This is a genomic window from Wolbachia endosymbiont of Atemnus politus (assembly GCF_013309895.1).
Genome location: NZ_JAAXCS010000006.1, coordinates 1 through 24,396, shown reverse-complemented (window position 1 = coordinate 24,396; position 24,396 = coordinate 1). Strand labels below are relative to the sequence as shown.

Annotated in this window: 17 protein-coding genes and 24 pseudogenes; 27 read left to right on the top strand and 14 right to left on the bottom strand. The window is 34.7% G+C overall.

The genetic code is table 11. The features are described from left to right. A pseudogene (locus HET73_RS07735) lies at positions 1–210 on the top strand (hypothetical protein); the annotation flags it as partial. A 761-nt stretch (positions 211–971) separates the two neighbouring features. Here HET73_RS07735 and HET73_RS00950 read toward each other — a convergent pair. From HET73_RS00950 to recO, 13 genes and pseudogenes are all read right to left on the bottom strand, one after another. After that, positions 972–1,495: pseudogene (locus HET73_RS00950) on the bottom strand (dihydrofolate reductase). Further along, a pseudogene (gene folP, locus HET73_RS07725) lies at positions 1,492–2,274 on the bottom strand (dihydropteroate synthase). The pseudogenes HET73_RS00950 and folP overlap by 4 nt, the downstream one beginning before the upstream one ends. Positions 2,275–2,313: 39 nt before the next feature. Further along, positions 2,314–2,760, bottom strand: coding sequence for a 2-amino-4-hydroxy-6-hydroxymethyldihydropteridine diphosphokinase (gene folK, locus HET73_RS07720; RefSeq protein WP_246209649.1), 447 nt, complete (start codon positions 2,758–2,760; stop codon positions 2,314–2,316). A gap of 116 nt (positions 2,761–2,876) precedes the next feature. Further along, on the bottom strand, positions 2,877–3,152 hold the full coding sequence (locus HET73_RS00940; RefSeq protein ID WP_246209647.1) for a dihydroneopterin aldolase: 276 nt from the start codon (positions 3,150–3,152) through the stop codon (positions 2,877–2,879). Positions 3,153–3,281: 129 nt separating this feature from the next. Then, positions 3,282–3,689 (bottom strand): iron-containing redox enzyme family protein, encoded by a 408-nt coding sequence (locus HET73_RS09770; protein ID WP_410543536.1) that lies wholly within the window; start codon positions 3,687–3,689, stop codon positions 3,282–3,284. Between the two features lie 21 nt (positions 3,690–3,710). Further along, positions 3,711–3,821: a hypothetical protein gene (locus HET73_RS09765; RefSeq protein WP_246209644.1), complete on the bottom strand. Its 111-nt coding sequence runs from the start codon at positions 3,819–3,821 to the stop codon at positions 3,711–3,713. 257 nt (positions 3,822–4,078) lie between these two features. Continuing rightward, positions 4,079–5,600 (bottom strand): annotated as a pseudogene (locus HET73_RS00930) (leucyl aminopeptidase). 128 nt (positions 5,601–5,728) lie between these two features. Continuing rightward, positions 5,729–6,022 (bottom strand): peptidase associated/transthyretin-like domain-containing protein, encoded by a 294-nt coding sequence (locus HET73_RS10045; protein ID WP_246209641.1) that lies wholly within the window; start codon positions 6,020–6,022, stop codon positions 5,729–5,731. A 156-nt stretch (positions 6,023–6,178) separates the two neighbouring features. After that, entirely contained in the window at positions 6,179–6,346 is a 168-nt protein-coding gene (locus HET73_RS10040) for a hypothetical protein (protein WP_246209638.1), read from the bottom strand. Between the two features lie 57 nt (positions 6,347–6,403). Next, complete coding sequence (locus HET73_RS00920; RefSeq protein WP_218939288.1) at positions 6,404–6,718, bottom strand: septum formation initiator family protein; 315 nt, start codon at positions 6,716–6,718, stop codon at positions 6,404–6,406. 143 nt (positions 6,719–6,861) lie between these two features. Further along, positions 6,862–6,990, bottom strand: coding sequence for a type B 50S ribosomal protein L36 (gene ykgO / locus HET73_RS00915; RefSeq protein WP_174133426.1), 129 nt, complete (start codon positions 6,988–6,990; stop codon positions 6,862–6,864). 108 nt (positions 6,991–7,098) lie between these two features. After that, the gene (locus HET73_RS00910; protein ID WP_174133886.1) at positions 7,099–7,878 is read right to left on the bottom strand and encodes a pyruvate, water dikinase regulatory protein; all 780 of its coding nucleotides are present in this window, start codon (positions 7,876–7,878) and stop codon (positions 7,099–7,101) included. A gap of 745 nt (positions 7,879–8,623) precedes the next feature. Beyond that, positions 8,624–9,281: pseudogene (recO, locus tag HET73_RS09280) on the bottom strand (DNA repair protein RecO). A 362-nt stretch (positions 9,282–9,643) separates the two neighbouring features. On the opposite strand from recO, the gene rpsL reads away from it, so the two are divergent. The 25 genes and pseudogenes from rpsL (at position 9,644) to rplO (ending at position 23,163) form a co-directional block, all read left to right on the top strand. Then, positions 9,644–9,985: a 30S ribosomal protein S12 gene (gene rpsL / locus HET73_RS00900; protein WP_174133513.1), complete on the top strand. Its 342-nt coding sequence runs from the start codon at positions 9,644–9,646 to the stop codon at positions 9,983–9,985. A gap of 5 nt (positions 9,986–9,990) precedes the next feature. Next, a pseudogene (locus HET73_RS00895) lies at positions 9,991–10,426 on the top strand (uS7 family ribosomal protein). A gap of 60 nt (positions 10,427–10,486) precedes the next feature. Continuing rightward, positions 10,487–10,787: pseudogene (locus HET73_RS00890) on the top strand (GTP-binding protein); the annotation flags it as partial. 235 nt (positions 10,788–11,022) lie between these two features. After that, positions 11,023–12,751 (top strand): annotated as a pseudogene (gene fusA / locus HET73_RS00885) (elongation factor G); the annotation flags it as partial. 11 nt (positions 12,752–12,762) lie between these two features. Next, a pseudogene (tuf, locus tag HET73_RS00880) lies at positions 12,763–13,956 on the top strand (elongation factor Tu). A gap of 5 nt (positions 13,957–13,961) precedes the next feature. Next, complete coding sequence (gene rpsJ, locus HET73_RS00875; protein WP_174133885.1) at positions 13,962–14,279, top strand: 30S ribosomal protein S10; 318 nt, start codon at positions 13,962–13,964, stop codon at positions 14,277–14,279. Positions 14,280–14,313: 34 nt separating this feature from the next. Further along, a pseudogene (rplC, locus tag HET73_RS00870) lies at positions 14,314–15,036 on the top strand (50S ribosomal protein L3). 2 nt (positions 15,037–15,038) lie between these two features. Then, positions 15,039–15,670, top strand: a pseudogene (rplD, locus tag HET73_RS00865) (50S ribosomal protein L4). Next, positions 15,667–15,936 carry a 50S ribosomal protein L23 gene (locus tag HET73_RS00860; RefSeq protein ID WP_343033057.1) on the top strand — a complete coding sequence of 90 codons (270 nt, stop codon included), beginning with the start codon at positions 15,667–15,669 and terminating at the stop codon, positions 15,934–15,936. Before rplD ends, HET73_RS00860 begins: the two are co-directional and overlap by 4 nt. 1 nt (position 15,937) lies before the next feature. After that, positions 15,938–16,760 (top strand): annotated as a pseudogene (gene rplB, locus HET73_RS00855) (50S ribosomal protein L2). A 4-nt stretch (positions 16,761–16,764) separates the two neighbouring features. Continuing rightward, positions 16,765–17,048, top strand: a pseudogene (rpsS, locus tag HET73_RS00850) (30S ribosomal protein S19). Positions 17,049–17,358: 310 nt separating this feature from the next. After that, a pseudogene (gene rplV, locus HET73_RS00845) lies at positions 17,359–17,714 on the top strand (50S ribosomal protein L22). Between the two features lie 38 nt (positions 17,715–17,752). Then, positions 17,753–18,363, top strand: a pseudogene (rpsC, locus tag HET73_RS00840) (30S ribosomal protein S3). 29 nt (positions 18,364–18,392) lie between these two features. Next, positions 18,393–18,803, top strand: a pseudogene (rplP, locus tag HET73_RS00835) (50S ribosomal protein L16); the annotation flags it as partial. A 15-nt stretch (positions 18,804–18,818) separates the two neighbouring features. Beyond that, positions 18,819–19,058, top strand: a pseudogene (gene rpmC / locus HET73_RS00830) (50S ribosomal protein L29). Then, positions 19,051–19,286 (top strand): annotated as a pseudogene (gene rpsQ / locus HET73_RS00825) (30S ribosomal protein S17). The pseudogenes rpmC and rpsQ overlap by 8 nt, the downstream one beginning before the upstream one ends. An 8-nt stretch (positions 19,287–19,294) precedes the next feature. Further along, positions 19,295–19,654 carry a 50S ribosomal protein L14 gene (rplN, locus tag HET73_RS00820; protein ID WP_174133123.1) on the top strand — a complete coding sequence of 120 codons (360 nt, stop codon included), beginning with the start codon at positions 19,295–19,297 and terminating at the stop codon, positions 19,652–19,654. Beyond that, positions 19,654–19,971 carry a 50S ribosomal protein L24 gene (gene rplX, locus HET73_RS00815; protein WP_174133122.1) on the top strand — a complete coding sequence of 106 codons (318 nt, stop codon included), beginning with the start codon at positions 19,654–19,656 and terminating at the stop codon, positions 19,969–19,971. Before rplN ends, rplX begins: the two co-directional genes overlap by 1 nt. A gap of 6 nt (positions 19,972–19,977) precedes the next feature. Next, positions 19,978–20,478 (top strand): annotated as a pseudogene (rplE, locus tag HET73_RS00810) (50S ribosomal protein L5). A gap of 30 nt (positions 20,479–20,508) precedes the next feature. Next, the gene (gene rpsN / locus HET73_RS00805) at positions 20,509–20,802 is read left to right on the top strand and encodes a 30S ribosomal protein S14 (RefSeq protein ID WP_174133121.1); all 294 of its coding nucleotides are present in this window, start codon (positions 20,509–20,511) and stop codon (positions 20,800–20,802) included. 21 nt (positions 20,803–20,823) lie between these two features. Continuing rightward, positions 20,824–21,222, top strand: a pseudogene (gene rpsH, locus HET73_RS00800) (30S ribosomal protein S8). Between the two features lie 136 nt (positions 21,223–21,358). Next, positions 21,359–21,783, top strand: a pseudogene (gene rplF / locus HET73_RS09275) (50S ribosomal protein L6). A 5-nt stretch (positions 21,784–21,788) separates the two neighbouring features. Then, positions 21,789–22,164, top strand: a pseudogene (rplR, locus tag HET73_RS00790) (50S ribosomal protein L18). Further along, positions 22,158–22,688, top strand: a complete 531-nt coding sequence (gene rpsE / locus HET73_RS00785; protein WP_174133124.1) for a 30S ribosomal protein S5 — start codon at positions 22,158–22,160, stop codon at positions 22,686–22,688. The pseudogene rplR and the gene rpsE overlap by 7 nt, the downstream one beginning before the upstream one ends. Before the next feature lie 3 nt (positions 22,689–22,691). After that, positions 22,692–23,163: pseudogene (gene rplO / locus HET73_RS00780) on the top strand (50S ribosomal protein L15). 110 nt (positions 23,164–23,273) lie between these two features. Here the strand turns inward: rplO and HET73_RS07680 are convergent. Beyond that, positions 23,274–23,468 carry a hypothetical protein gene (locus HET73_RS07680; protein WP_246209658.1) on the bottom strand — a complete coding sequence of 65 codons (195 nt, stop codon included), beginning with the start codon at positions 23,466–23,468 and terminating at the stop codon, positions 23,274–23,276. Between HET73_RS07680 and HET73_RS07675 the strand changes: the two are divergent. Further along, positions 23,395–23,988: pseudogene (locus HET73_RS07675) on the top strand (hypothetical protein). The gene HET73_RS07680 and the pseudogene HET73_RS07675 sit on opposite strands and share 74 nt — an antisense overlap. Positions 23,989–24,396: the final 408 nt, after the last annotated feature.

The window sequence follows — 24,396 nt, the reverse complement described above, 5'->3', positions numbered from 1 at the left end:
GCAACTGTTGACGATATGTTATTTGAAGGTAAATGTTCAGACAGATTTAAAGTTCGTCCATTCTTATGTAGCGATATAGATGGGTATACTGATCCTGGTAAACGTGACCTTAATCTAGAGAGGTGTATGGTCACACGCGATGGTAGGAGAATTGAGCCTAAAGTCGAGAGAAAGCATGGATTCAATCGGATCCAAGTATTAAGCATATAAAGGTTGATACTGTAGTGTGTTCTATTACCAAAGGTAACGACAAAAAAGGCGTTAGACCTGATGCTTCACATAAACAAGAATCTTTATCAGAGGTATCTAAAATTAATGTGAAGGAACTGGCAAATAGGTTCCGCGGTTAAAATTGTCACCTCTGCTTTTTTGCATCAAAGGCAGGGGTGTTTTCAAAACAGAATATTTCTTATTTGCTTTACAGTATCTGATTTTTTGTCTGTGAAAGCAACCTCAAAAGTAACTTTAAGTCTTTTCTTCTTCTATGGTTCAAAATTGCAGGCACTTTCAATTCTTTCTAATCCCTTCTGATATGAAGAAACCACTTCCTCATATGCGTCAATATCTTGTGAAGTCATTGAAAATCCAATGATTGGGTGTTTTTCAGTAAAATTAAAAATTTTAGCCGCATTTTTGCCAGATTCGGTAAAACAGTTGAGGTTTTTATGGGTTTTTTAAAATTTTGTCGGGGCTCTTATATGGTTTCTCTAAAATTTTGTTCACAGAGCCTAGGTAGTGTCGACATTTATTTTAACCAAAGGTAAATGCCAGCAATGTGAACAAAAGATAATAAAGTTATGGCTATAGTATTGTTATCATTTTTTCATCTTGCTGAAATAAATGCTGACACCACCTATTCCTACTTTAAAAGTTTAAATTATTTTTGAAGAACTTATTCTACTTAATTTGTTACTTCGTGCCAAAACAATGGACTCCCTCATTCAACTGCAATTACAGTATGTCTATATTGCTTATAATTTACAGTTAAGAAATCTAATGAGCTTCACGATTTCTTTTTCACCTTTATTACGTATTAACCTACATATAGTATAATTTTGCGTTTTGGTAAGAGTAGTTTTATTCCACCCATCAAGAAGTGTTAAGTTGAAATATTATCACTCTTATAAGGTTTGTGAATTTCAGTCATAATAAACTCTGAAATTAGGTTATGCTCTACAAAAAGATCCACAATCTGCGCTCCACCAATCACAAAGACTTGAGAACGTCTTTGAATCGACAGAAATTCTTGCATAGAAGAAACGATAGTACATTCTAGACTTTTATTAAAACAAGAATTTAACTTGTTACGAGAGAAAGCAATAGGAATACAATTCTTTAATATGCTTTGAGGCATCGTTTCAAATGTCTTTCTTCCCATAACAATAACTTGTTTGTCAGTCACTTGATAAAAATGTTTAAACTCACTTGGATAATGCCAGGGCAGACTATTATTTGTTCCAATCACTCCCTGAGCCATAATTCCAATAATCTTCATCCTTTTAAGGCAGCTTGAGTTACAAAAAATTGCATGTGATCCCTCATATTATGCACTCGGAGGAAATCAATCTTATTTTGTAGTATAGCTGATGTAGCAATTGTTTCTAAATCTCGGTCAGGAATAGGCTCTGTGGAAAAATAAGAAATAAATGACTTTCTAGAATGGCCAACTAAAACCTTACAGCCAAAATTTTGTAAAGTTTCCATACTGCGTAAAATCTGGATATTTTGGTACATAGATTTTCCAAAACCAATTCCAGGATCAATAATTATTGAACTTTCATCAAAACCTTGAGCTAGTAATTTGTTAATGCTCTTCTCTTCCCAATTATTTAGGATATCAATTGGGTCAGTGTCATGCGGAATAGTGTGATCCTTACGTAGTGGTATCGAAAGTGAATGCATAATAAAGATACTGCACCCACTGCTAGCAATTGCTTTTAAGGTATAATTATCTAGAGCTCCTTTTTGATCATTTACCCAGGCAATGTTGTAGTGTTCTAAAACATTCAAAATAACATCTGGCCAGAAACTATCAATGCTGACTTTAATATCACCAGCTTCCATATAATGACTAAGATTATCAAGTACTGGTTTTAAACGTGCATATTCTTACTTTGGGGTTTGTATCGAAGATCCAGGTCTTGTTGATTAAGCACCAAGATCAACTATACTTGCACCATCTGATATCAGTTGCAATGCCTGCTTAGTTGCTTGATCCACATCATAGTAAAGACCACCATCTGAAAATGAATCAGGAGTAATATTGATACCCATAAGCTTTGGTGAAAGCGTAAAACTCTTTGAAAAGCAATCTTAAATGTTAGCAATAGTACTAAACGCCTCGTTAACCATCGCCATAGGCATTGCCATTAAGTGAAGCAAAAATGGTCTGTTGAACAATTCTGTGTGAGGAGTCCTAAGATAGGGTGTATCGAGTGTTAGATCATCCCATAACAAAATATCCAAATCAATAACGCGAGGTGCCCATTTCTCATGAACTCGTGAACAGCCGATGTCACATTCAATTTGTTTAAGGCATTTTAATAACTCTTCAGGAGAAACAGCACAACTTCCATACACAACCATGTTGAGAAATGGTTTATCCCACTCAGGTGGAGAATCACTTGGTAAAATAGCCTGAGTTTCCAGAACAATTGAAGATTTTAAATCTTTAAAATAGCGCTTTTTTAGTAATTCTACAGCCTTTTGTAAATTAGAAAGATGATTTCCCAAATTTGAGCCTATAGAAATGTAAATCATCAGTTATCTTCCTGTTCTTGCAGTGCATTACAATAAGTAAAGATGACACCTCCATGCACATCGGGAACGCGCGGCGCAACTTTGTGAGTAGTTACTCTTATAAAAGAAATAATATGCTATTTCTGCATCAAATGGTTACTAATGGTTCTGTATATGTCATGAGTTAAATGCTCGATTAAATTGAATTGCTTGCTTTGAGCAAGAGATTTAATATTCTGCACTACTTCTAGATAGCAGATAGTATCTTCAAGTCGATCAGTTATAATCCCTACAGGAGGAGACTTAAAGGTAAAATCAACATTAATACTCACTAATTGAGGATAAAATTTCTCTTCTGCGCTATATCCTAAATGAACACAAAGCCGTAAATCATGGATAAGAAGGCTACACAATGGTTTTGTATTTAACTCCAATACTTATTCTCTAGCTTACAATTTTTCCGAAGCCCACTAAGTTATTCAAAAGAAGTTTCTTCCCCCTTTCTTGATATACAACCTCTAACAGCTTGCATCATCATTCCATCAAGAAAACTCAATAAAAGCTTTGCTCCTTTTTAGCACCTTGCATAATTTCCCTTGGTCTTCTTCATTTAAATCTGCAATAAGGTTTGCACACTCCTCAGAGTGCCATTCATCAGCATCCATGTGAACAGTAAAAAATTGGAGAGAGCGCTCATCGTCTATTGAATAGTGCTTTTTCAGACTTTCAATTTTAGACTTAGAAACCTCTGGAGTTTGACGTTCGTAGGCGTACAAAGCACCAATTCTCATTGCAAAGCCTGATATCACAATGTCAAAGTAGCCGTCAACTAATTCTTGTGTCTCCTTAATCTGTGCCTCTCCACGAAGATCAGATCGCGTAACGCTAATCCCTTCAGCGAAACGTTGCCATAACTCTGGATGATTCTCATCACCTTTCTCTTCTTCTATTAAATTACCAAGTAAAACTTGTCATGCTTTCAGATTTAGGCACAAGAAATGTATACCACTGATATAACGAGGAAATTCAGCAACGTGATGATATTTTTCCGTTGCATAAACTTGTAGATCTTCAAGACTCAAATTTCCCTCATTCCATGATTGATAAAACTGATGTTTCAATAAATGCAAATCATCTAATTCTCTATTAAGTAATTGAACAAACGTTATAATAACTCCTTAAGTTAATGCGAAATTATTTCAGGTTATTCATAAACTCACCAGATGTATAGAGACGTTATACCAGTTCTCACTATCGATAACTAGCCTAACTCTAGTGAATATTAATATAGGTATATGGAGCGTTATTTCCTAACAAAAATCCCATCAACAACTAAAACCTATTCGCAGTACTTCTCAACCAATTTATTGAGCAAATCTTACGCCAAAACCTACTGCCCCTCTTGGAGAAATATCAGTGCCTTTTTCATGCCAAGCCGTGCCTGCAATGTCTAAATGTGCCCAGCAAGTTTCATTTAAAAAACACTGTAAAATTTGTGCGGTCATTATGCTATCTCCTCCAGAGCCTGCAGAAGCGATGTTTTCAACATCGGAAATCGGCGAATCGATAATTTTATGTAAGTCTCATTCATAGGAAAACGCCACAACTTCTCGTTTACTTCATTTCCTACATCGATAAGACGATTTGCTAATTCATCATTATTGGAAAAAAGACCTGCATATTCATTATTTCCAAGTGCAACCACTATAGCACCAGTTAAAGTTGCAAGATCAACCATTAACTTAGGTGAGAATCTGTCCTGCGTATACCACAAGGCATCTGCAAGTATGAGCCTTCCTTCTGCATCGGTGTTTAATACCTCTATTGTCTGCCCAGACATCGAAGTTACTACATCACTTGGTCTTTGAGCATTACCGTCCACTGCATTTTCTGCAAGTGCAACCACGCCGACCGCATTTACTTGCGCCTTTCGTCCCGCTAGAGTACGCATCACCCCAACCACAGTAGCAGAACCTGCCATGTCATATTTCATTGACTCCATGCCACGCGAAGGCTTGAGTGACACTCCTCCAGTATCAAACGTTATACCTTCACCCACAAAAGCTACAGACTTTTGTTCCTTGGAAGCTCCATTCCATTTGATCACTACTAATTTTGACTCTTTACTACTCCCTTGTGCTACCCCAAGCAATGCTCCCATTTTTTTTCTCTTCCATCTGCTTCTTACCAAGCACTTCGATTTCAAGGCCAAGCTTAGTGATTTCGGTTTTTATATAATCAGCATAGGATTCTGGATATAAAACATTATGTTGTTCAGTAGTAAGAGCACATGTGTGTGTGTGTGTGTGTGCAAGAAATATGCCTTCACCTTCCTGTCTTAAACTCTCAAATGATTTTTCAGCACTACTGAATTGCTCATATTTCGCTAGCACTGTAATCTCCTCTACTTCTGTAACTTTTTCATCCTTTTTGGTTTTATACTTATCAAACTTAAAACTACACAGAAATGCGCCGTATGCAACATTTGCTGCATTGCCTTCGATTGAAATTGCCGCTCGCTTGATTTTTAATATGCTTAGTTCGCAATATATTTCTCCGCCAATATTTAATTCTTTGTTTTCATCTCTCTTGCCAAGCCCAGCAACTACAACATTCTTTCCCTCTGATGAAGTAATGGAAAAAAATTCACCAAAACCTCTATTGAAATCATTAAATCTTTTGATGTTATCTATAATTTGCTTATCTTGTAAAACCTTAACGTTACTTATAAATTCATCATTTTCAAACAAACCTACTACAAGCGTTTCAAAACCAGGTAAAGCCTTAGAAATTGTTATCTTCATCGTTGACATCACCATTACAAACAATTGTAAACTGTACTTAAAATATAGTAAAAACATTAGTAAGATGTTTTTCATATACATTTTAAGTACAATAGCGCTTAAGACTACTATGAACTCCCTGATGTGCAAGGGTTTTAACTTTTACTAGAAAACTTGTTATACCCACCTAAAGTAATATTAAATGTTTAGGTCTTAATGGCTCGATCATTATAAGTAAATGGTGCTATCAGAAGGCTTGCAAACCCGTTATCAATAAAATTTCCAAGAGCAGAATCAGCACAGTTGTCGCAATTATGGTCAGTAAAAAACATTTGTGTTGTAAATTCTGGAAAATCTGGATGCTGAACCAAAAAGTTGATGTGTGGAGCTCTATCGCTAATTTTAACAGGTGCTATTGAAATAAAGTTATAATAGCCAAGGTTATTCACTATAAACCTTCCTGACCCGGCAAAATTCGGATCAAGTTTATCATTCTCCACATTTTCATCATATTGATTCACGCCGTGTGAATTTGCGTGCTATATAGAAACCGCAGCATTTTGTATTGGCAAAAACAGTTTACATCAGTAATTCTACCCACTATATTTATGAATTCTCCTATTGCACTACCTGGAGAGCCAGGTTTCCTTCTTAAATTATTTCCTTATTAAATTATTTGAGGAGTTAAAGCTTTTTGGTCTTACATCAAGGTCATAAATCTCTGGAGTTTCAATACAGTTAAGCAAAATAAGATCAGCCGCAAATGATGACAACCCAAACATAGCCTGAATTAAGAGTGCTAATAAGATATTTTTCACTTTCATCTCGTTTATAATACTTGCACCTGGATTATAGCAGTTTTTTTTTTGTTAAAGATGTTGCTATAACGAATCAAGAACAACCATTACCTCTTTAGGACTCACATAACCCAAAGGATTTTTTGCTTGTTCAAGCAGATCCAAATCTAAGCTTTTTTCATATAAGCCAAATACTTTATTACTCAACTTTTCCCTTTCAAAAGATATATTCTTTAGCAAAGATTTATTGTACTCAATCTCTTTTTTTAAGTCCATTAATACTAATAAGCCACGTTTACCTGTGATTGTGTTAATGCTGAAATATAGTGTAAGAGAAAAAATAAGCAAAGCTATGTTTAAACACAGTAACTTTTTCTTCTTCCTAGACTCAACCACCATACTTTCACATATAAGAAATTAAAAAACATATAACATGAAAAGCTGAACAAAAGACTAAATACCCCAGCTACACCATTTATGGGAGACTAAGCACTTATATTCGAAATAAACCACTACCGTAACTCCCCCTTATGTCTCAAAACTTAAGCGCCCTGGCGAGTTTTACACTTTGGCTTTACTTTATTTATAACATAAACCTTACCACCCCTTCTCACAACTTTACAGTTTTTATCTCTGCTGCGATGGGACTTTAGTGAGCCTTTAACTTTCATACCTATAACGAGAACCAAATTACTTTATATTATGGTTACTTAAAAAGAGTTAGTCAATTGATAAATTTCTCACATTCTATTAAAATATTCTATAATCGTTGCTGATACTTACTCAATCGACTTTTGCGTGACATCAATAATTGGAAAATTGTTTAGCTTAAAACGTTCCTCTGCTTTTTTAATTTCCTTTTCTACTTTCTTGGGATCGGCATATACATTATTATTTTCGTTGTTAATTGAAGTAAGTCTATTTTTGCGTATTTCCGCCAGCCTAATTGCATCTATTGTTAGTCCTATTGTCAGTTTATTCCTTAACTTTGTCAAGTCAACATAGAAGGGTACCTCACTAACAAAAGGAAGATTTGCAGCCCTATAGCTCCGATAAGCTAAATACATACTGGTAGGAGATTTTGATGTACGTGAAACTATAATCAAGATTATATCTGCTTTATCGATATCTTGAATATTTTGTCCGTCATCATGATTAATAGTGTAATTTATTGCGTCAATGCGCTGAAAATATTCATTATTTATTTCAGTATGTAAGTCGAGTTTTTCGTCTTTTTCAATTTCAAGATAGGAAGAAATTTCTCTAATAATATGTGATAATATTGTTCTATAGGGAATTTTCAATTTTATACAGTTATCTTTTAGGTACTTTCTTAGCTCATCATCAGTAATGGTGCATATAACGAAGTGGTGTTCATCACTTTTTCTATTGACTTCCTCCAAAATTTTATCAATTTGTTCATCTTCTATCACAAAAGACCAAACATACTCAATTGTTTCCACAGAATGAAAGTGCTCTAGAGCTGATTTTGTAACTGATATAACAGTTTCACTACTTGAATCTGATACTAAATGTAGATTAAGCTTTTTAATAGTCATGTTTTATATACTAAATAATAATACGGATTTAAGCAACCTGTTTGCACGAACATTATGATTTGAATGCAGCATTATCGAGAATTACAGTTTGTTAAATTTGGAGTAAAGCTTCAAAGACGTTCTTGTTACAATGTTCTTCAAAGTTTAACGGGGTAATTTTTTATTTAACCCTGCAATCATGCTTACTGGGATCCAGGAAACTTAATTTTAACCAAATAATAAAGGTTGGATCAAGTGCTGAAATGACATCTCTTTTGAATTGTTTTAGCTATAAAATTTAAGAAATTTAACAAATGAAGAAAAAGGCAAAGAATCCCCGTGGGTCGCTAGTTATTTACATTTAACTTTCAAACATGGCGTTCTCTTATTCTAAACGTCTAATAACCGTGACTCAGTAGCTTTTGAAGTCTCAATTATAAACGTTAAGAAATTTACTAAAGAGAAAAAAAGACAAAAGAAACCTTTGGCAGCTAGTTATTCACTATCATTTTATCAGTTGACGTTTTTTAATCTTTTTAAGCGCCCAAATAGGCGCAATTCACAGCACTAGTCGTTAATGTAGACAACAATGTAAAAGACATGAGAATGCAAAAAATTAAACATGAGACGCCAGATATACTAAATTTTTTTGTCATTTAATCTGTACAGAGAAGAAAAATAATTAGCTTCATTGTTATTATAATGAAATTGGTGGGGGTTGTCAAGGAATTTTTCGTTTTTACCTTCTGCCAAAAATGCAAGAAGTCTATAAAAGCGAAATCATGAGTTTTCTTGGCTCTGGAAATTTTATATTTAACTTCGATAATAGATGCTAATTTAAGAAATACCCTGTGACTTGCAGGTTTAGCTGAAATTCTTGATATGAGTAGCTGTTTTGCAAGGTGTTATTATATACGTCATGCAACATTTGTGGAAAAGGTAGTAATTTATCTGCGTAATAATCTCCTGCTTTATTGATACCGCTCTGCCGGTTTTTGAAGAAATAAATTGTAAATCTTCCTGAGTGCCTGTTACAGCACACTTGGACAGGTCTAACTTAAACCAAGTTATGTAAGAAGCAAAAGCTCTAAGTTGAGGTAATGACCTTGCCAATTATCGTGCTTAATTACATCGATGAAATATCAATAATTATCATACAGTACAGCGCAAGATTCGCTTTCTGGAAGCACTTTCTCTAATATTGAAGATAAAGCAACAATAGCGATGCTTTTTAACCTGTCCTGAAAGAAATAATGGGATGGCGATTCGATCAATTCGCACTTAAAAAATCCTAGATATTCTGGTAGCTTGGCGCTCCATTCTGTGTGTAATAGATTGCTTATTTGAAACGTATAGTTGCTAGCATTTGTTAGCCTAGTTAATCCCCTGCTCTTTTCTTGATTTTTGGTAAACAAAGAAAGAATTAAGTTTTTATCACCGTACTTTTAGGTAGCTATAAGGATACCTTCATCTTTCAATCTCATTTAGAGCGATTAATCGTATTGACCATATATATTTTATGGTAGTGAAATCAGTACAGAAAAAAATTGTGTTCTCAAGCTCAGGAAATGCTATCAAGAGGTCTAAGTCTGATAGGTTTCTCGTGCTTTCACCAAGCAAATGTCATCTAGGTTTTAAAAGATTTCCTAGAATTTTCATTAGGTAACAATCATAGGAGTTGAGCTAAATTATTAGAATAATAATGTTTATTTTTATATTGACTATTGGGGTTTATTATTTTATAACTGGAACTTAAGTTATTTTTATGAGCTTGAGATTTTAATATATGCCTACGATAAATCAGTTAGTACATAAGGGCAGGTTAAAATTGTCCTGTAAGAAAAAGGCGCCTGCTTTGGGGGGAAGTATTCCTCAGAGGAGGGGTGTTTGCACTAAAGTGTATACAACGACTCCTTGGAAACCCAACTCAGCATTACGTAAGGTAGCTAGAGTAAGAGTTAGTAAGTATGGTGAGGTGACAGCTTATATATCTGGTGAAGGCCATAATTTACAAGAGCACTCTGTCGTTTTGATACGTGGTGGGCGTGTTAAGGATTTACCGGGTCTGCGTGGTGTGCAAAATCGAAAGAAAGCTCGCTCAAAATATGGTGTAAAGAAAACTAGTTAAAGTTTATGGCCCGTCGGAATAAAGCAAGAAGGAGAGAGATAAGTCCTGATTCATGTACGGTAGTGTTTTGTTAATGCGTTTCATTAATGTGATTATGATGTGTTAAAACAATCCACTGCGGTGCTTTATCTTTAGCTGAGAAAAAATAGATGAGAGAGAGAGAGAGAGAAAGTGGAATATCGATTTTTGAAACAGCGGTAGAAAATGTTACACCTTCTATAGAAGTGCATTCTCGTCGTGTTGGTGGTGCAACTTATCAAGTGCCGGTTGAAGTGAGAAAAGATAGAGCAACTTCTTTAGCATTAAGGTGGATTGCTAAAGCCGAAATAATAGAAAAAAATAATAGATGCTTATAATAAGCGTGGTGGTGCATTTAAGATGTGTGAAGAAAAATATAAGATGACCGAAGCTAATAAAGCTTTTTCTCATCTTCGTTTTTGATATTGGCTAATTGATGGTGATGTGAAAATTAATATATCTAAATACAGAAATATAGGTATAATGGCTCATAGTAGATGCTGGTAAAACTATCACAACAAAGCGTATTTTATTTTATACTGGCAAAATACCAAAATAGAATTGGTGAAGTGCATGATGGTGCAGCTTCTATGGATTGGATGGAGCAGGAAAAAGAACGTGGTATTACAATCACATCTGCTGCAACAACTTGTTTTTGGAATGTCATAGAGTCAATATAATAGACACTCCTGGGCACCTTGTCTTTACTGTCGAGGTTGAAAGATCTTTAAGAGTTTTAGATGGTGCGGTTGCTGTATTTGGTGGAGTTGCGGGGGCTGAACCTCAATCTGAAGGAATTTGAACTCAAAGTTCTTATCATCACTACTTTGTTTACAAGATGGTATAACTGTAGCTTCTTTAGGATGCAACACGCATTATAAAATGTTAATTTGATTTCCTCAAAAAATGTAAATATATGTAATAAATTACTATCTGTATTTTGAAATATTACTAATAACTTCTTAACAGTTTTTATGGTAAGTTATAGATCCACATGAAATACACATAAAATTATTACACAATCTGAGACAGTTTGGCGTCAAGCTGATAAGTATAATGTCCCTCGTATCTGTTTTGTCAACAAAATGGATAGAATAGCGGGCAATTTTTATCGATGTGTTGATATGATTAAAAGTAAGCTTTGGGCGGTGCCTTTGGTGGCCAACTGCCAATAGGAAGTGAGAAAGATTTTAGGGGCATAGTAGATCTTATCTCTATGAAGGCGATTGAATGGGAGGAAGAGACGTTAGATGCTAAATTTTTCTATGAAGGTATTCCTTCTGATTTGCTTGAGAAGGCTCAAGAGTACCGAAATCTTTTGTTAGACGCTGCGGCTGGAATGGATGATGAAGCAATGAATACTTATTTTGAATCTAACGACTGTCAGTAGATTTGCTGAAAAGATGTGTGAGAAGTGGAACTATTAAAGGAACATTTGTTCCAGTGTTATGTGGATCAGCGTTTAAAAATAAAGGCGTACAACCACTTTTAGACAGTATAATTGATTTCTTGCCTTCTCCTATTGATGTTGATGAAATTGTTGGAATTGATCCTAAAGATTTGGAAAAGAAAGTTGTGATTAAGCCTTCAGAGCAAGTAAAATTTGTTGCTCTTGCATTTAAAGTGATGACAGATAAATTTGTGGGCAGCTTAACGTTTGTTCGTATTTATTCTGGTAGGTTGAAGTCTAAATCTATTGTGTTGAACGCGGGAAAAATGAGACTGAAGGAATTGGTAGAATGCTGCTTATGCAGGCAAATAACAGAGAGGATATAAATGAGGCTAAAGTCGGAAATATAGTTGCTTTAGTGGGATTAAAAAAAAACCAGTTACTGGTGACACTTTATGCTCACATGATTTTCCTATACTATTAGAACTTATGGAATTTCCTGAACCTGTTATTGAAATTGCTGTGGAGCCTAAAACTACTTCGGAACAGGAAAAAGTAGGCGTTGCTTTAAATAGATTAGTTGCGGAAGATCCTTCTTTGAGAATGTCAGTAAATGCAGAAAGTGTCAAACTATATTGAAAGGTATGGGTAAACTGCATCTTGAAATTTTTACATGTAGAGTAAAACGTGAATTTTAATGTTGATGTTAATGTTGGTGCGCCTCAAGTTGCGTATCGTGAGACTATTACTAAATCCGTTGAAATTGATTACACCCACAAAAAAAACAATCAGGTGGGGCTGGTCAGTTTGCTAAAGTAAAGATTTTGTTTGAACCTCTTGAACCTGGTTCTGGATTTCAATTTGAAAGTAAGATTGTAGGTGGTGCAATTCCAAAAGAATATATTCCTGGTGTGCAAAATGGCTTGGAGTTGATAAAAGAAGGGGGGTGATCTCTGGCTTTCCGGTTATTGATTTCAAGGCTACTCTTATTGATGGTGCCTTCCATGAAGTTGATTCAAGTCCTTTAGCTTTTGAACTAGCTGCTAAAGGTGCTTTTAAAGAGATGGCAAATAAAGCTGGTCCAAAGATGTTAGAACCCATAATGAAAGTTGAAATTATTACACCTGAAGAATACATGGATGATATTATAGGTGATGTAAATAGTAGAAGAGGGCAAGTTTCGAGTATGGAGACACGCAATAAAATAGTGCTATAATCCTTGCTTCAGTAACTCTTGCAAGTATGGTTATATATATGTCTTGCGTTCTATATCTCAAGGAAGAGCTCAATATAGTATGCATTTTTCTTGTTATGAGCAGGTGCCACAGTATGTAGTTGATGGGTTAAAGTATAATTAGAGGTAATGGTTATGACACAAATAGTAGAAGCATTTGGCAAGCCGCATTTGAATGAAGGAACAATTGGGCATGTAGACCATGGAAAAACGACATTAACGGTGGCGGCGACGAAGTATTATGGGAGTTATGTAGCGTACGATCAAATAGATGAAGCACCGGAAGAGAGGAAAAGAGGAATAACGATAGCAACAGCGCATGTTGAATCATGTCTATCAGACAGAAAAGAGACATTATGCACATGTTGATTGTCCTTGGCACGCTGACTATGTAAAAAACATGATAGTAGAATCAGCACAGAAGGATGCGGCAATATTGGTAGTGTCTGGAGTTGACGGATCGATGCCGCAAACAAGAGAGCATATATTACTCGCAAAGGAAATAGGTGTTAAGTATATTGTTGTATATATAAATAAAGCTGATGTTGCTGATCACGATATGATAGGTTTGATAGAGATAGAAGTTAGAGAATTGTTACCTACGTATGGCTTTCCTGGAGATGAAGTGTCATTTGTTGTGGGTTCAGCATTGAAAGCATTGGAAGGAGATGAAGATGGTGAATATAGAAAAAAGTCAATAGATAAATTGATGAAAGCATTAGATGAATATGTACCAGATCCAAAAAGGCCTGTGGATTAACCATTTTTAATGCCGATAGAGGATGTATTTTCGATATCGGGGCGTGGTTCAGTGGTAACAGGAAGAATAGAGATGGGGAGGCAAAGCCAGGTGATGAGATAGAGATAGTAGGTCTGAGAGCGACGCAAAAGACGATATGTACTGGTGTTGAGATGTTTAAGAAGTTGCTGTATAAGGGTAGAGCAGGACTCAATGTAGGAATATTGCTTAGGGGAACAAAGAGAGAAGAAGTAGAGAGAGGTCAGGTATTAGCAAAACCAGGAACAATAACGCCGCACAAAAAATTCAAGGCTGAAGTCTACATATTAAAGAAAGAAGAGGGGGGGAGGCATACGCCATTTTTTGCGAATTACCAGTCACAGTTTTATATAAGAACTACAACAGATGTAACAGGAAGTATAAAATTGCCGGAGGGGAAGGATATGGTAATGCCAGGTGATAATGTAAGTGTAGAAGTGGAATTGCAGACATCGATAGCGATGGATAAGGGATTACATTTTGCAATAAGAGAAGGTGGTAGAACTGTTGATTCTGGTTTTGCTTCCGAAATTTTGGAGAAAATGTGGTAATTGATATGAAGAAAGAGATACACATTATGATAGAAGCTTTTGATTGTTCAAGATTAGAGGAATATATTAGAAAGTTTGTACGTGAGTTTAAGGATAACTTAAAGCATTCTGGTGCAGGGCTGTCAGGTCCGGTTGATTTGCCAAAGAGGAATTTTAAATTTAACGTTAATAGGTCTCCTCACGTTTATAAAAAATCTCGCGAGCAATTTGAACGGAGAACTTTTAAGTGTTTGATTGTTTTATATAATCCTACTCCTACTATAATGCAGATGCTTGGGAGTTCATCTTTTCCATCTCCTCTTCCTGGAGTAGAAGTTGATTAAAAAAATCAAGAAGGTTAATGTTTAGGAGAAAAAAATGAAGAGGACAAATTCGCTGAAAAGAATTGGTTTATTAATGAAAAATGTTGCTATATACTCTAATGATGGTCGTGTGGCTGTAACTTGATTGTACTCAACGAAACTTACGTTATTGATGTAAAAGAGCAAGATAAAAAAAAACGTATGGTTGCAATTCAGTTAGTTTTGGTAGTGGGGATTTTAAAAATGCTGCGAAGCCTCAATTGGAATATTTGAAGAAGAGAGGAATAAGTAGTAGGTGTAAATTATATGAGAGTAGATTGAGTGTTCTCTCAGGAATAGAGTGTGGTTAAAAAGTAGGCGTTAACCATTTTGTGGTTGTCAATATCTTGATATTACGGGTTATTCTGTAGGCAAAGGGTTTATTGGTGTAATGAAGCGGTATAATTTCAGTGGGCTCAGAGCATCTCATGGTGCTTCTATTGCTCATAGGTCGCAAGGTTCTACTGGTCAATGTCAGGATCCTGGTAGAGTATTTAAAGGTAGAAAAATGGCTGGTCATTTGGGTAGTAGCAGAGTGACTGTGCAGAATATGAGGGTATTAACTATTGATTATAAAAATAGTATAATTGCTGTGAAAGGTAATAATATTCCTGGATTTAGAAATTCTTACATTTTTGTTAGGGATGCAGTTAAAAAGCCTTTGCATAAAGATGTTCCTTTTCCAGTAGGTCTGCTGTTGGACGTAAGTGATGGTAATGCTAGAGGTTTGGTAAGTTAGTTATGGAATGTACATTAGTTAATATCTAGTGGTAATGTGGGTGTTACTCAGCTTAAACCTTTGATATTTTATGTTAAGAGAAACTTGAGTATTTTGCATGATATAGTTAGATGGCAATTAGCAAAAAGAAGGACTGGTGTCCATAAAACAAAAGGCATCAGTGACGTCTCTGGTACAACGGCTAAGCCTTATAGTCAAAAACGCACTAGTAGGGCAAGGCAGGGGAGCTTACGGTCTTCTCAATTTAGGGGTGGTGGAGTTATTTTTGGTCCTGTTGTTAGGAGTCATACCTATTCTCTAAATAAAAAAAGTACGCAAACTTGGTTTAAAAATTGCTTTATCTCTAAAATATTCTAATAATCAAGTGGTCGTTCTTGATAATTTAAATGTTGATGTGAAGAAAACGTCTGAAATATGTAAGTATATTAAAAATTTTGAATTTTATTCCTTTTTGATAGTTGGTAATTATGGAGATGATTTGACGCGTGCTACTAAGAATCTGTATCATGTGAACTTAATTAAGCCTATTGGATTAAATGTCTTTGATATATTAAATCATGAATGCATAATGTTGACGAGTGATGCTTTAAAACATCTTGAAGGTAGATTGTTAAGATTAAATAAAATAATATAATAAAATATCCTATAGTTACGGAAAAAGCCTATTTTCTGAGAGAGAAGTTTAATAAATATTCTTTGTATGTTTTCTTAAATGTAAATAAGCATAAAATAAAGTTGACAATCGAGTCTCTATTTAATGTTAAAGTTTCCTCTATAAATGTTTTTAGAATCAAATCAAAGCGTAGTCGCTTTAGAGGTGTGGTTGTTTATAAAAAACGAAAAAATAAGGTTTATTTTTCTTTAGTAGATGGTCAAAAATTAGATATAATGAGTGTTTAATATGGGTATAAAATTTCTTAATTCTGTCACCCGTCTTCTCGTGGAACTGTATTTGTAAGTAAGGCTGGTTTATCAAAAGATAAGCCAGAAAAATCTCTTGTATTTGGTAAAATGGTGGAAGAAATAATCGCGGTAGAGTTACAACTCGCCATAAGGGTGGTGGTCATAAAAAAAAAGTATAGAATTATAGATTTTAAACGTAATAGAAGTGATCAAGGCATAGTTGAAAAAAATAGAATATGATCCAAATAGGAGTGGGTTTCTAGCATTGATATCGTATAAGGGCGATAATACTAAGTCTTATATACTAGCGCCGCAAAACTTAAAACCTGGTGATATTGTGATGTCAGGAAATGGTGCTGATATATTGCCAGGTAATTATTTATCGTTGAAGCATATACCTGTTGGTTCTTTTGTTCATGGTGTTGAGCTGAAGCCGAATAGTGGTGGTGCAATTGCCCGGGCTGCTGGTTGTTATGCGCAAATTGTTGGTTGTGACGGTGATTATGTTTTATTACGGTTAAGGTCTGATCAAGTTAGGTTGATTTTATCTTCCTGTAAGGCTACTATCGGTGTAGTGTCTAAGCCTGATCGTAAAAATAGAAAATTGGCTAAAGTCGGAAGGAATAGGTGGTTAGGAGTTAGGCCTACTGTTCGTGGAGTTGCTATGAAACCGGTAGATCATCCTCATGGAGGGGGAGAAGGAAAGACTTCTGGTGAACGTCATCCTGTTTGTTACTCCTTGGGGTGTTGCGGCAAAAGGGAAGAAAACTCGGAAAAGAAAAAAAATTTGTAATAAATATATAAAACGGTTTAAAGGTTAGTTTAATGAGTAGATCTGTGTGGAAGCCGCCTTTTTGTCATCCTTCTGTGCTAAAATTGGTGAACAGAACTTTAAAGAAGGGTTCTATTAATATGGTGATAAAAATTCATTCTAGGGCTTCTGTAATTCTTCCTAATTGTTTAGGTTTAAAATTTGCTGTTTATAATGGTAAAGATTATATTCCTGTTAATATTGATGATCAGAATATGATAGGTCATAAGTCTGATGAATTTCACCTACTCGTAAGTTTACTGGCCATAGTGGTGATAAAAAGGCGGCAAGAAGGTAGTTAGTATGAAAAGAAAGTGTGCAGTGGGCTAGTTCTAAAGTTTTGAAATCAACTCCTCGTAAGCAGATTTTGTTGCTAATTTAGTACGCAATAAAAAGGTTTCTCGCCTCCATGGTGCAGCGGGTAAGTGTCTGGCTCGTGGCGCAAACGTCCCGGGTTCGATCCCCGTCAGCCGCAGTTTATTTATTCTGTGGTTTGCCATGGAGAGCGGTAGTGGAGGGCTTGCCTTCCACGGCCATCCTGATTGAGGTCTTCCAGGGTTTTCCTCAATCGCTAAGATAAATATCGGGATGGAAAATCAAAATCGGCCCTGGCCGTAAATGGAGATCGGGCAGCCGTAGGCGCCGGTTCGGGTCTTAGGACCACCTTTGTCGGGAAATTAAGCTTAAAAAAATATATTAAAAAAATAAAAAAGTTTCTTTTGCTACTGTGCAGTTGAGGTTTTGTGAAAAGAAGGCTGCTGGTCTTATAGGAAATGTATTAAATTCTGCAATTGCTAATGCTCAATATAATTATGGATTGGATATCGACAATCTATATATAAAGGAAATTTTGGTGGGCAAGTCTTTTACTTTACGTAGAGTATATCCAAAAGCTATGGGTAAGGCTAACAGAGTTAGAAAGCATTATAGCAACATAACTATAAAGTTAGAGGAAATTGTATGATTTGCAAAAGTATAAAATTAGTGAGGAAAGCGTAAAATATGGGGCAAAAGGTTAATCCTATAAGTTTTAGGTTAAAAATAAATACTTATACCTGGGATTCTGTTTGGTATGCTAATAATGATTACAAATAGAAGTTGCATTAGGATTTATCTATTCGCAGTTACATAAATGAGTCTTTTAAACATGCTGGTCTTTCCAAAATAATTATAGAGCGTAAAGTTGTTTTAGTGTCTGTAACAAAACACTCTTCTAGACCTGGAGTAATAATAGATAAGAAAGGCTCAGATATTGAAAAGGTAAAACAAAAGATAGCTGAAAAAGTAAAGAATAGTGTGGAAGTTAATGTGGTAGGAATAAAGAGGCCTGAAATAGATGCAACTTTAATATCAAGCAGTATAGTACAACAGTTGGAAAAACGGGTTTCATTCAGAAGAGCAATGAAAAAAGCTATTCAAAGTTGTTTAAGAATGGGAGGGGGGGGGGGGGGGGTATTAAGGTAAGTTATTCTGGACGTCTCGGTGGAGCTGAGATAGCTCGTACTGAATGGTATAAAGAAGGTCGGTTGCCTTTACACACTTTACGTGCTAATATAGATTATGCTTTTAGTGAAGCAAAGACTATATATGGCATTATAGGAGTTAAAGTTTGAGTTTATATTGTTAATTAAGGTGTATTGAAGTGTTTGTCCCTAGAAAGAGTAAATATAGAAAAGTGTTTAAAGGGCGAGTTAAGGGTAATACAAAAGGTGGTAGCGTACTATATTTTGGAGATTATGGCTTAAAAGCTATAGGGGCAGGTAGGATTCAGTCTAAGCATATTGAAACTGTGAAGCGTGTGATATCTAGAACGTTGAAACGTTCTGGTAAAGTATGGATAAGAATTTTTCCTGATACTCCTGTTAGTAAAAAACCAGCGGATGTGCGGATGGGTAAAGGAAAAGGTATTGTTGAATTTTGGGTATTTAAGGCTAAACCTGGTAGGGTGTTGTTTGAAATTAGTAATGATATTCCCATGCATTTGGCAAGATTGGCACTTGAGAAAGCAATTACTAAGCTTCCTGTAAAATGTAAATTTATATCAAATCATAGTTTAAATGGAGTCGCGATGGATATAGCTGATGTTAAATCAAAATCCTCACAGGAATTGCATGAGATTCTTGAAAATTTTAGGAAATAGTTTGTTTTTTTTGAAAAACCAAATTATATATATATATATATATATATTGGTTTTTCAAAAAAAATAGGGCAATGCAGTAATTTTTCACGTTTTGGCTTGATAAGAAAGAATATAGCTCGTATTTTGACTGTATTAAATGAAAGAAGAATAGAGGAAGGGAATGCCTAAGAGAGTTTTTTGTGGTATTGTAACTAAAGCTAAGTGTAATAAAACTGTGAAGGTTTCAGTGTTGCAGGTATATAAGGATAAATTGTATAAAAAAGTTATAAAAAATTAACAAAAAGTACACAGCACATGATGAAAATAATGGTTGCAAAAAAAGGAGATAGAGTTTTTATACAAGAACACAAGCCTATTTCTGCTGCTAAAAAATGGGTTGTTGTTCACGTTGAATAAGGATTTATATGATTCAAAAAAATACATTATTAGAAGTAACTGATAATTCTGGTGCACGTGAAGTACTTTGTATTGGCTTGTTAGGTGGCAGAAAATATGCATCTATAGGTGATACAATTATTGTTTCTACTAAATCCATCAACCCGAAAGGGAAGGTTGAAAAGGGAAAAGCATATAGAGCAGTTGTTGTTGGAGTGAAAAATCGTATTAGGAAGTCTGATAACGCTATAATTCGTTTTTCTAGCAATGCTGTAATTTTGGTGAATAATCAAGGTGAACCCCTTGGTACTCGGGTATTTGGACCGGTAAAGAAGTTGCCCTCTGGTTTTTTTATGAAGATAATGTCATTGGCTGTTGAGGTTTTATAATGAGTGCAAAAATAAGAAGTGGTGATGACTTTATAATTTTAATTGGTAGAGATAGAGGAAAGGTTGGTAAAGTAATTAAAGTTATGGCATGTGATACTAAAAAAAAAACAATTGTTTCTGGAGTAAATGTGCGCAAGAAACATACTAAGCCGAGAGCTGGCAGTAGTGGTGGTATATTAGATAAAGAATTAGCTATTGATATATCTAACATTGCAATATTAGACCCAAAGTATAAAGCTCCGACTAGAGTAGGGTTTCAAGTTATAGATGGTAAAAAAGTACGTTTTGCAAAATTTTCTGGGGAAGTAATAGACTAGGTTGATATGTTTAAAGAATTGTATAGGGATAGCATAGTAAAATCCTTGAAGGATAAGTTTAACTACAGCAACATAATGCAAGTACCTAAACTTGTCAAAGTGTGTGTTAATATGGGTGTTGGAGATGCTGCTGCAGATAGTAAGATCTACATTCAATTGCAGGGCAAAAGCCTGTATTAACTTCTGCAAAAAATCTATTTCTGGCTTCAAGATCAGAAATGGTGCTATAGTGGGTTGTAAAGTAACTTTGCGTAGGGATAAAATGTATGAGTTTTTAGAAAGATTGATATATGTTGCTTTCCAATGGAAAAAGACTTTAGAGAGTTTAGTGTAAAGCAATTTCATGGAAATGGTAATTTCTCTTTTGGTATAAAGGAGCATATCTCATTTTTAGAAGTAGATTATGATAAAATAAGTAAAATTAGGTGTGCAACAACAACAACAGCAATTAGTAATAAAGAAGCAAAGGAATTATTACTAGCTTTTAAATTCCCTTTTTTTGATTAATTGAGAGAAAAAGTATATGGAAAAAAATCTATGATACAAAGAAATCTTCGTAGGAAAAGGTTATGCGATCAGTATGGAGGGAAAAGAGAAAAATTAAAATCTATAATAAAGAATAAGGGTATACCTATTAGCGAGAGATTTTCAGCTCAAAATAAATTAATTAAAGAGTTGCCAAGGGATTCTTCTAAAGTCAGAATTAGGAATAGGTGTGCTTTGACTGGTAGACCAAGAGGAGTATATAGAAAGTTTGGTTTATGTAGAATTGTTTTGCGTGATTTATGTGCTTTTGGAAAAGTTCCAGGGGTTATTAAATCTAGTAGGTGAATATAGTACAAGGAGTATATTGTGGCGTTATCTGATAGTATTGGTGAGTTTTTAACAAGGATACGTAATGGTCAATTAGCAATGCATAGGACAACAAAGATTTTCTCAAGTGAATTCTTCTATATTGAAGATCTTGAAAGATGAAGGGTATATCCTTGATTATCGAAAAGAAGTTGTAGGTAATGTACCGTTTTTTGTTGTAAAATTGAAGTATTATGAGAAGACACCTGTAATTAGTGATATAGTTAGAATATCAAAATCTGGTTGTCGTCGTTACTCTAAAACACATGAAACAAAGACATTGCTAAAGCATATAATGGACTTGGTATTTTTATTATATCTACGTCCAAAGGTGTAATGACTGACTACAATGCACGTGAGTTGAAGGTTGGTGGAGAAATTTTGTGTTGTGTATTTTAAGTAATAGGAGAAGTTTATGTCTCGTATAGGTGCTGCACCTATCAGTATTCCTGTTGGTATTTCAGTTGAATATAGTGATGGTAGTATGTTAATAAAAAGTGCTAAAGCATAAAGGGAGCTTAGGCTATGTAGCGATATCGTGTGCCATATTATTGATAATCAACAAGTGCTGTCTGTTGATCAAGGCAAAGATAATTATGATGAAATAAAGCCTATGTGGGGCACTTCTAGGAGTAATATTAACAATATTTTTAATGATATTGTCAATGATTTCTCTGTTGATCTTGAGATTAAAGGTATCGGATATAAAACAGTGTGTGATGGTAAATATTTAACTTTATACCTTTGTTATAGCCATAATGTTAAGTATATGTGCCTAAAGATGTTGAAATTAAGTGTGTAAAACCAACTCACTTAGTGGTTAGTAGTGTAGACAAGCAAAAAGTCTATAAGGTAGCATCTGATATATGCAAAATTAGAAAATATGACCCTTATAAAGGTAAGGGTATTGTAATGAAAGGCAAATTTATGTTGCGTAAGGTTGTGAGTAAAAAGAAGTAATGAAGATGAGAAGGTTATATAATTTTTTAAGTAATTTTGAAAAAAGGAAGTTACATAATAGAAAAAAGCTCAATAATGATGGTAAAAAGCGTTTACGTATATCCATATTTAAATCTAATAGGCATTTTTTTTGCTCAGCTGATCAACGACGAGAAAGGAATAACTCTCGTTTCTGCTTCTACTTTGGATGCTAAAATTAAGGATGTATGTAAAGGTAGGATCAACATTGAAGCTATAAAACAGGTTTCTTCTTTAATGGTTGAGCGTCTATCTGATATGAAATTGGAACAAGAGTTGGTGTTTGACCGTGGGGCATATAAATACATGGGGTTGGTTTCTCAATTTGCTGAGGTTTTAAGAAGTTCTGGGTTTAAATTTTAGAAAGTTTTGAGTATGGCTGTAAAGTATATAAAAATAATAATGATTTATCAGAGCTTTTAGTTTCGGTACGAAGAGTAACGACAGTTACCATGGGTGGTAGAAGATTTTCATTTTCAATTTTGGTTGTTGTTGGAGACGGTAGGAGTAGGGTAGGATGCGGAATGGGCAAACACTCAGAGGTTGCTGAAACAAGGATAAAAGCTGTGGATGCTGCTAAAAGATCAATGATTAGAGTGTATCTGCGTGAAGGTAGAACTTTGCATCATGACATTAAAGCTAAGTTTTGCTCTGGTGAGACAGTTTTAAGAGCAGCTAGAGCTGGTACAGGTATTATTGCTGGTGGGGCGATTAGGTCAGTTTTTGAGGTGCTAGGCATAAAAGACGTAGTAGCTAAGTCTACGAGGTCTAATAATCCTCATAACGTTATATGTGCAGTGTTTAGTGCTTTTGGTAATATGTTATCTCCTCGTCAAGTTGCGAGTAAACGAGGCAAAAAGATTAGTGAGGTAGTTGGAAATAGGTGAAATATGAATAGTGCTATAAAGTTAAACTCTATATTTACTAAGTTGTCGAATAAAAAGAAACCTAAATTACTAGGTAGGGGTATTGGTTGTGGTAAAGGCAAAACGTCTGGTAGGGGGCATAAAGGGCAAAAGTCTAGAAGTGGTGTTTCTATAAATGGATTTGAAGGTGGACAACAATCTATATATACTCGTTTACCTAAAATAGGTTTTAATCCTATACGTAGAAATATATGCTCAATAATTAATATTGGTGATGTGCAGCGTTTAATAGAGGCTAAGAAAGTAGTAAAAGGCTCTATTATAGATAAAAAGATGCTATGTATAAGCGGGGCTTTATAAAATCTGCCAAGAATAAAGTCAAGCTTCTTAATAAAGGCAAGCTAAGCGAGAAATGTGTATTGCATGTTGATTTTGCGTCAAAAGCTGCAAAAAATCTGTAGCTTCAGCTGGTGGTAGTGTGGAAATACTATCATAGATAATGAGCAGCAAGTCCGCATTTAGTAGTTTTGGTCCTGCGTTATTGTATAAAGGGGATTTATTGAAGCGTATATTTTTTTTACGCTAATCGCTTTAATTTGTTATCGTTTAGGCACTTATGTGCCTATTCCTGGAATTAATCTCGATATAATTAACGATATATATCCCTAAAGAATGTTCTGGTGTTTTTGGGGTACTTAATTTATTTTCTGGTGGTGCATTAGCTAGAATGACAATCTTAGCACTGAGTGTTATGCCATATATAATTGCATCTATAGCTATGCGGTTATTATATTCTGCCATCAAAGGGATTAATGAAGTTAAAAATGATGGCGAATTAGGACGTCGAAAGATGAATTCTTACATACGTTTTATGACTATAGTATTTTGTGTGTTTCGATAAATTCCTATTTTAATCGAATTAGAAAAAATGAATAGGGAAGGAGCATTAGTTGTGATTAAACCTGGTCTTATGTTTCGTACAGTAGGAGCCTTTAGTCTTTTAGGTGGAACGCTATTTCTAATAGGGCTTGGCGAGCAAATCAGCGCCAGTGGCATAGGTAATGGCATCTCATTGATCATTTTTACAGGCATAATATCAGAGCTACATAGTGCTTTTTCATCCCTGTTAACATTGAATAAAAACGGTTATTATCCTTTTTATTTTAGTGGTGTTTTTCTCATTATTGCTTTTGGTTATTTTTGTAGAGTCTTCTATAGGAAAATCATTTATCCTAAAAATCAATATCCTAAAAAGCAGTTTAAAAAATTACATAATGACGATTTTACTTATATCCCATTAAAGATTAATTTTCTGGTGTAATACCAACTATTTTTGCCAATGCAATTTTATTAACGCCTATTTCAATTGCGAATTTCTATAAGGGGCATGTTTTTTCTGATTTTATTTTAAATTACTTCATGGCAAATTAGGTAATTTATCAAAGAAATAAAAGTTATAGGCCGCCAAAAACTTAGAATGGTTTATTTAAAAACACAAAATAACAAATATTTCGAGGCGGTGCCTCTTTATCAATGAGTAGTTTAGCTAAGAGATTTCAAATATGATACAAAGGGTTCGTGGGTGCATGCAACGGAAATAAATTTGAAAGAAATGATTGAATTTGACCAGGGGGAAGAATTAAAAGTGAAATAAGAAAAATAAAAATTAAGGAATATATTTAAAAATAGTTATTAGTTAGAATATAAATTTGGTGTATTCATTTATATA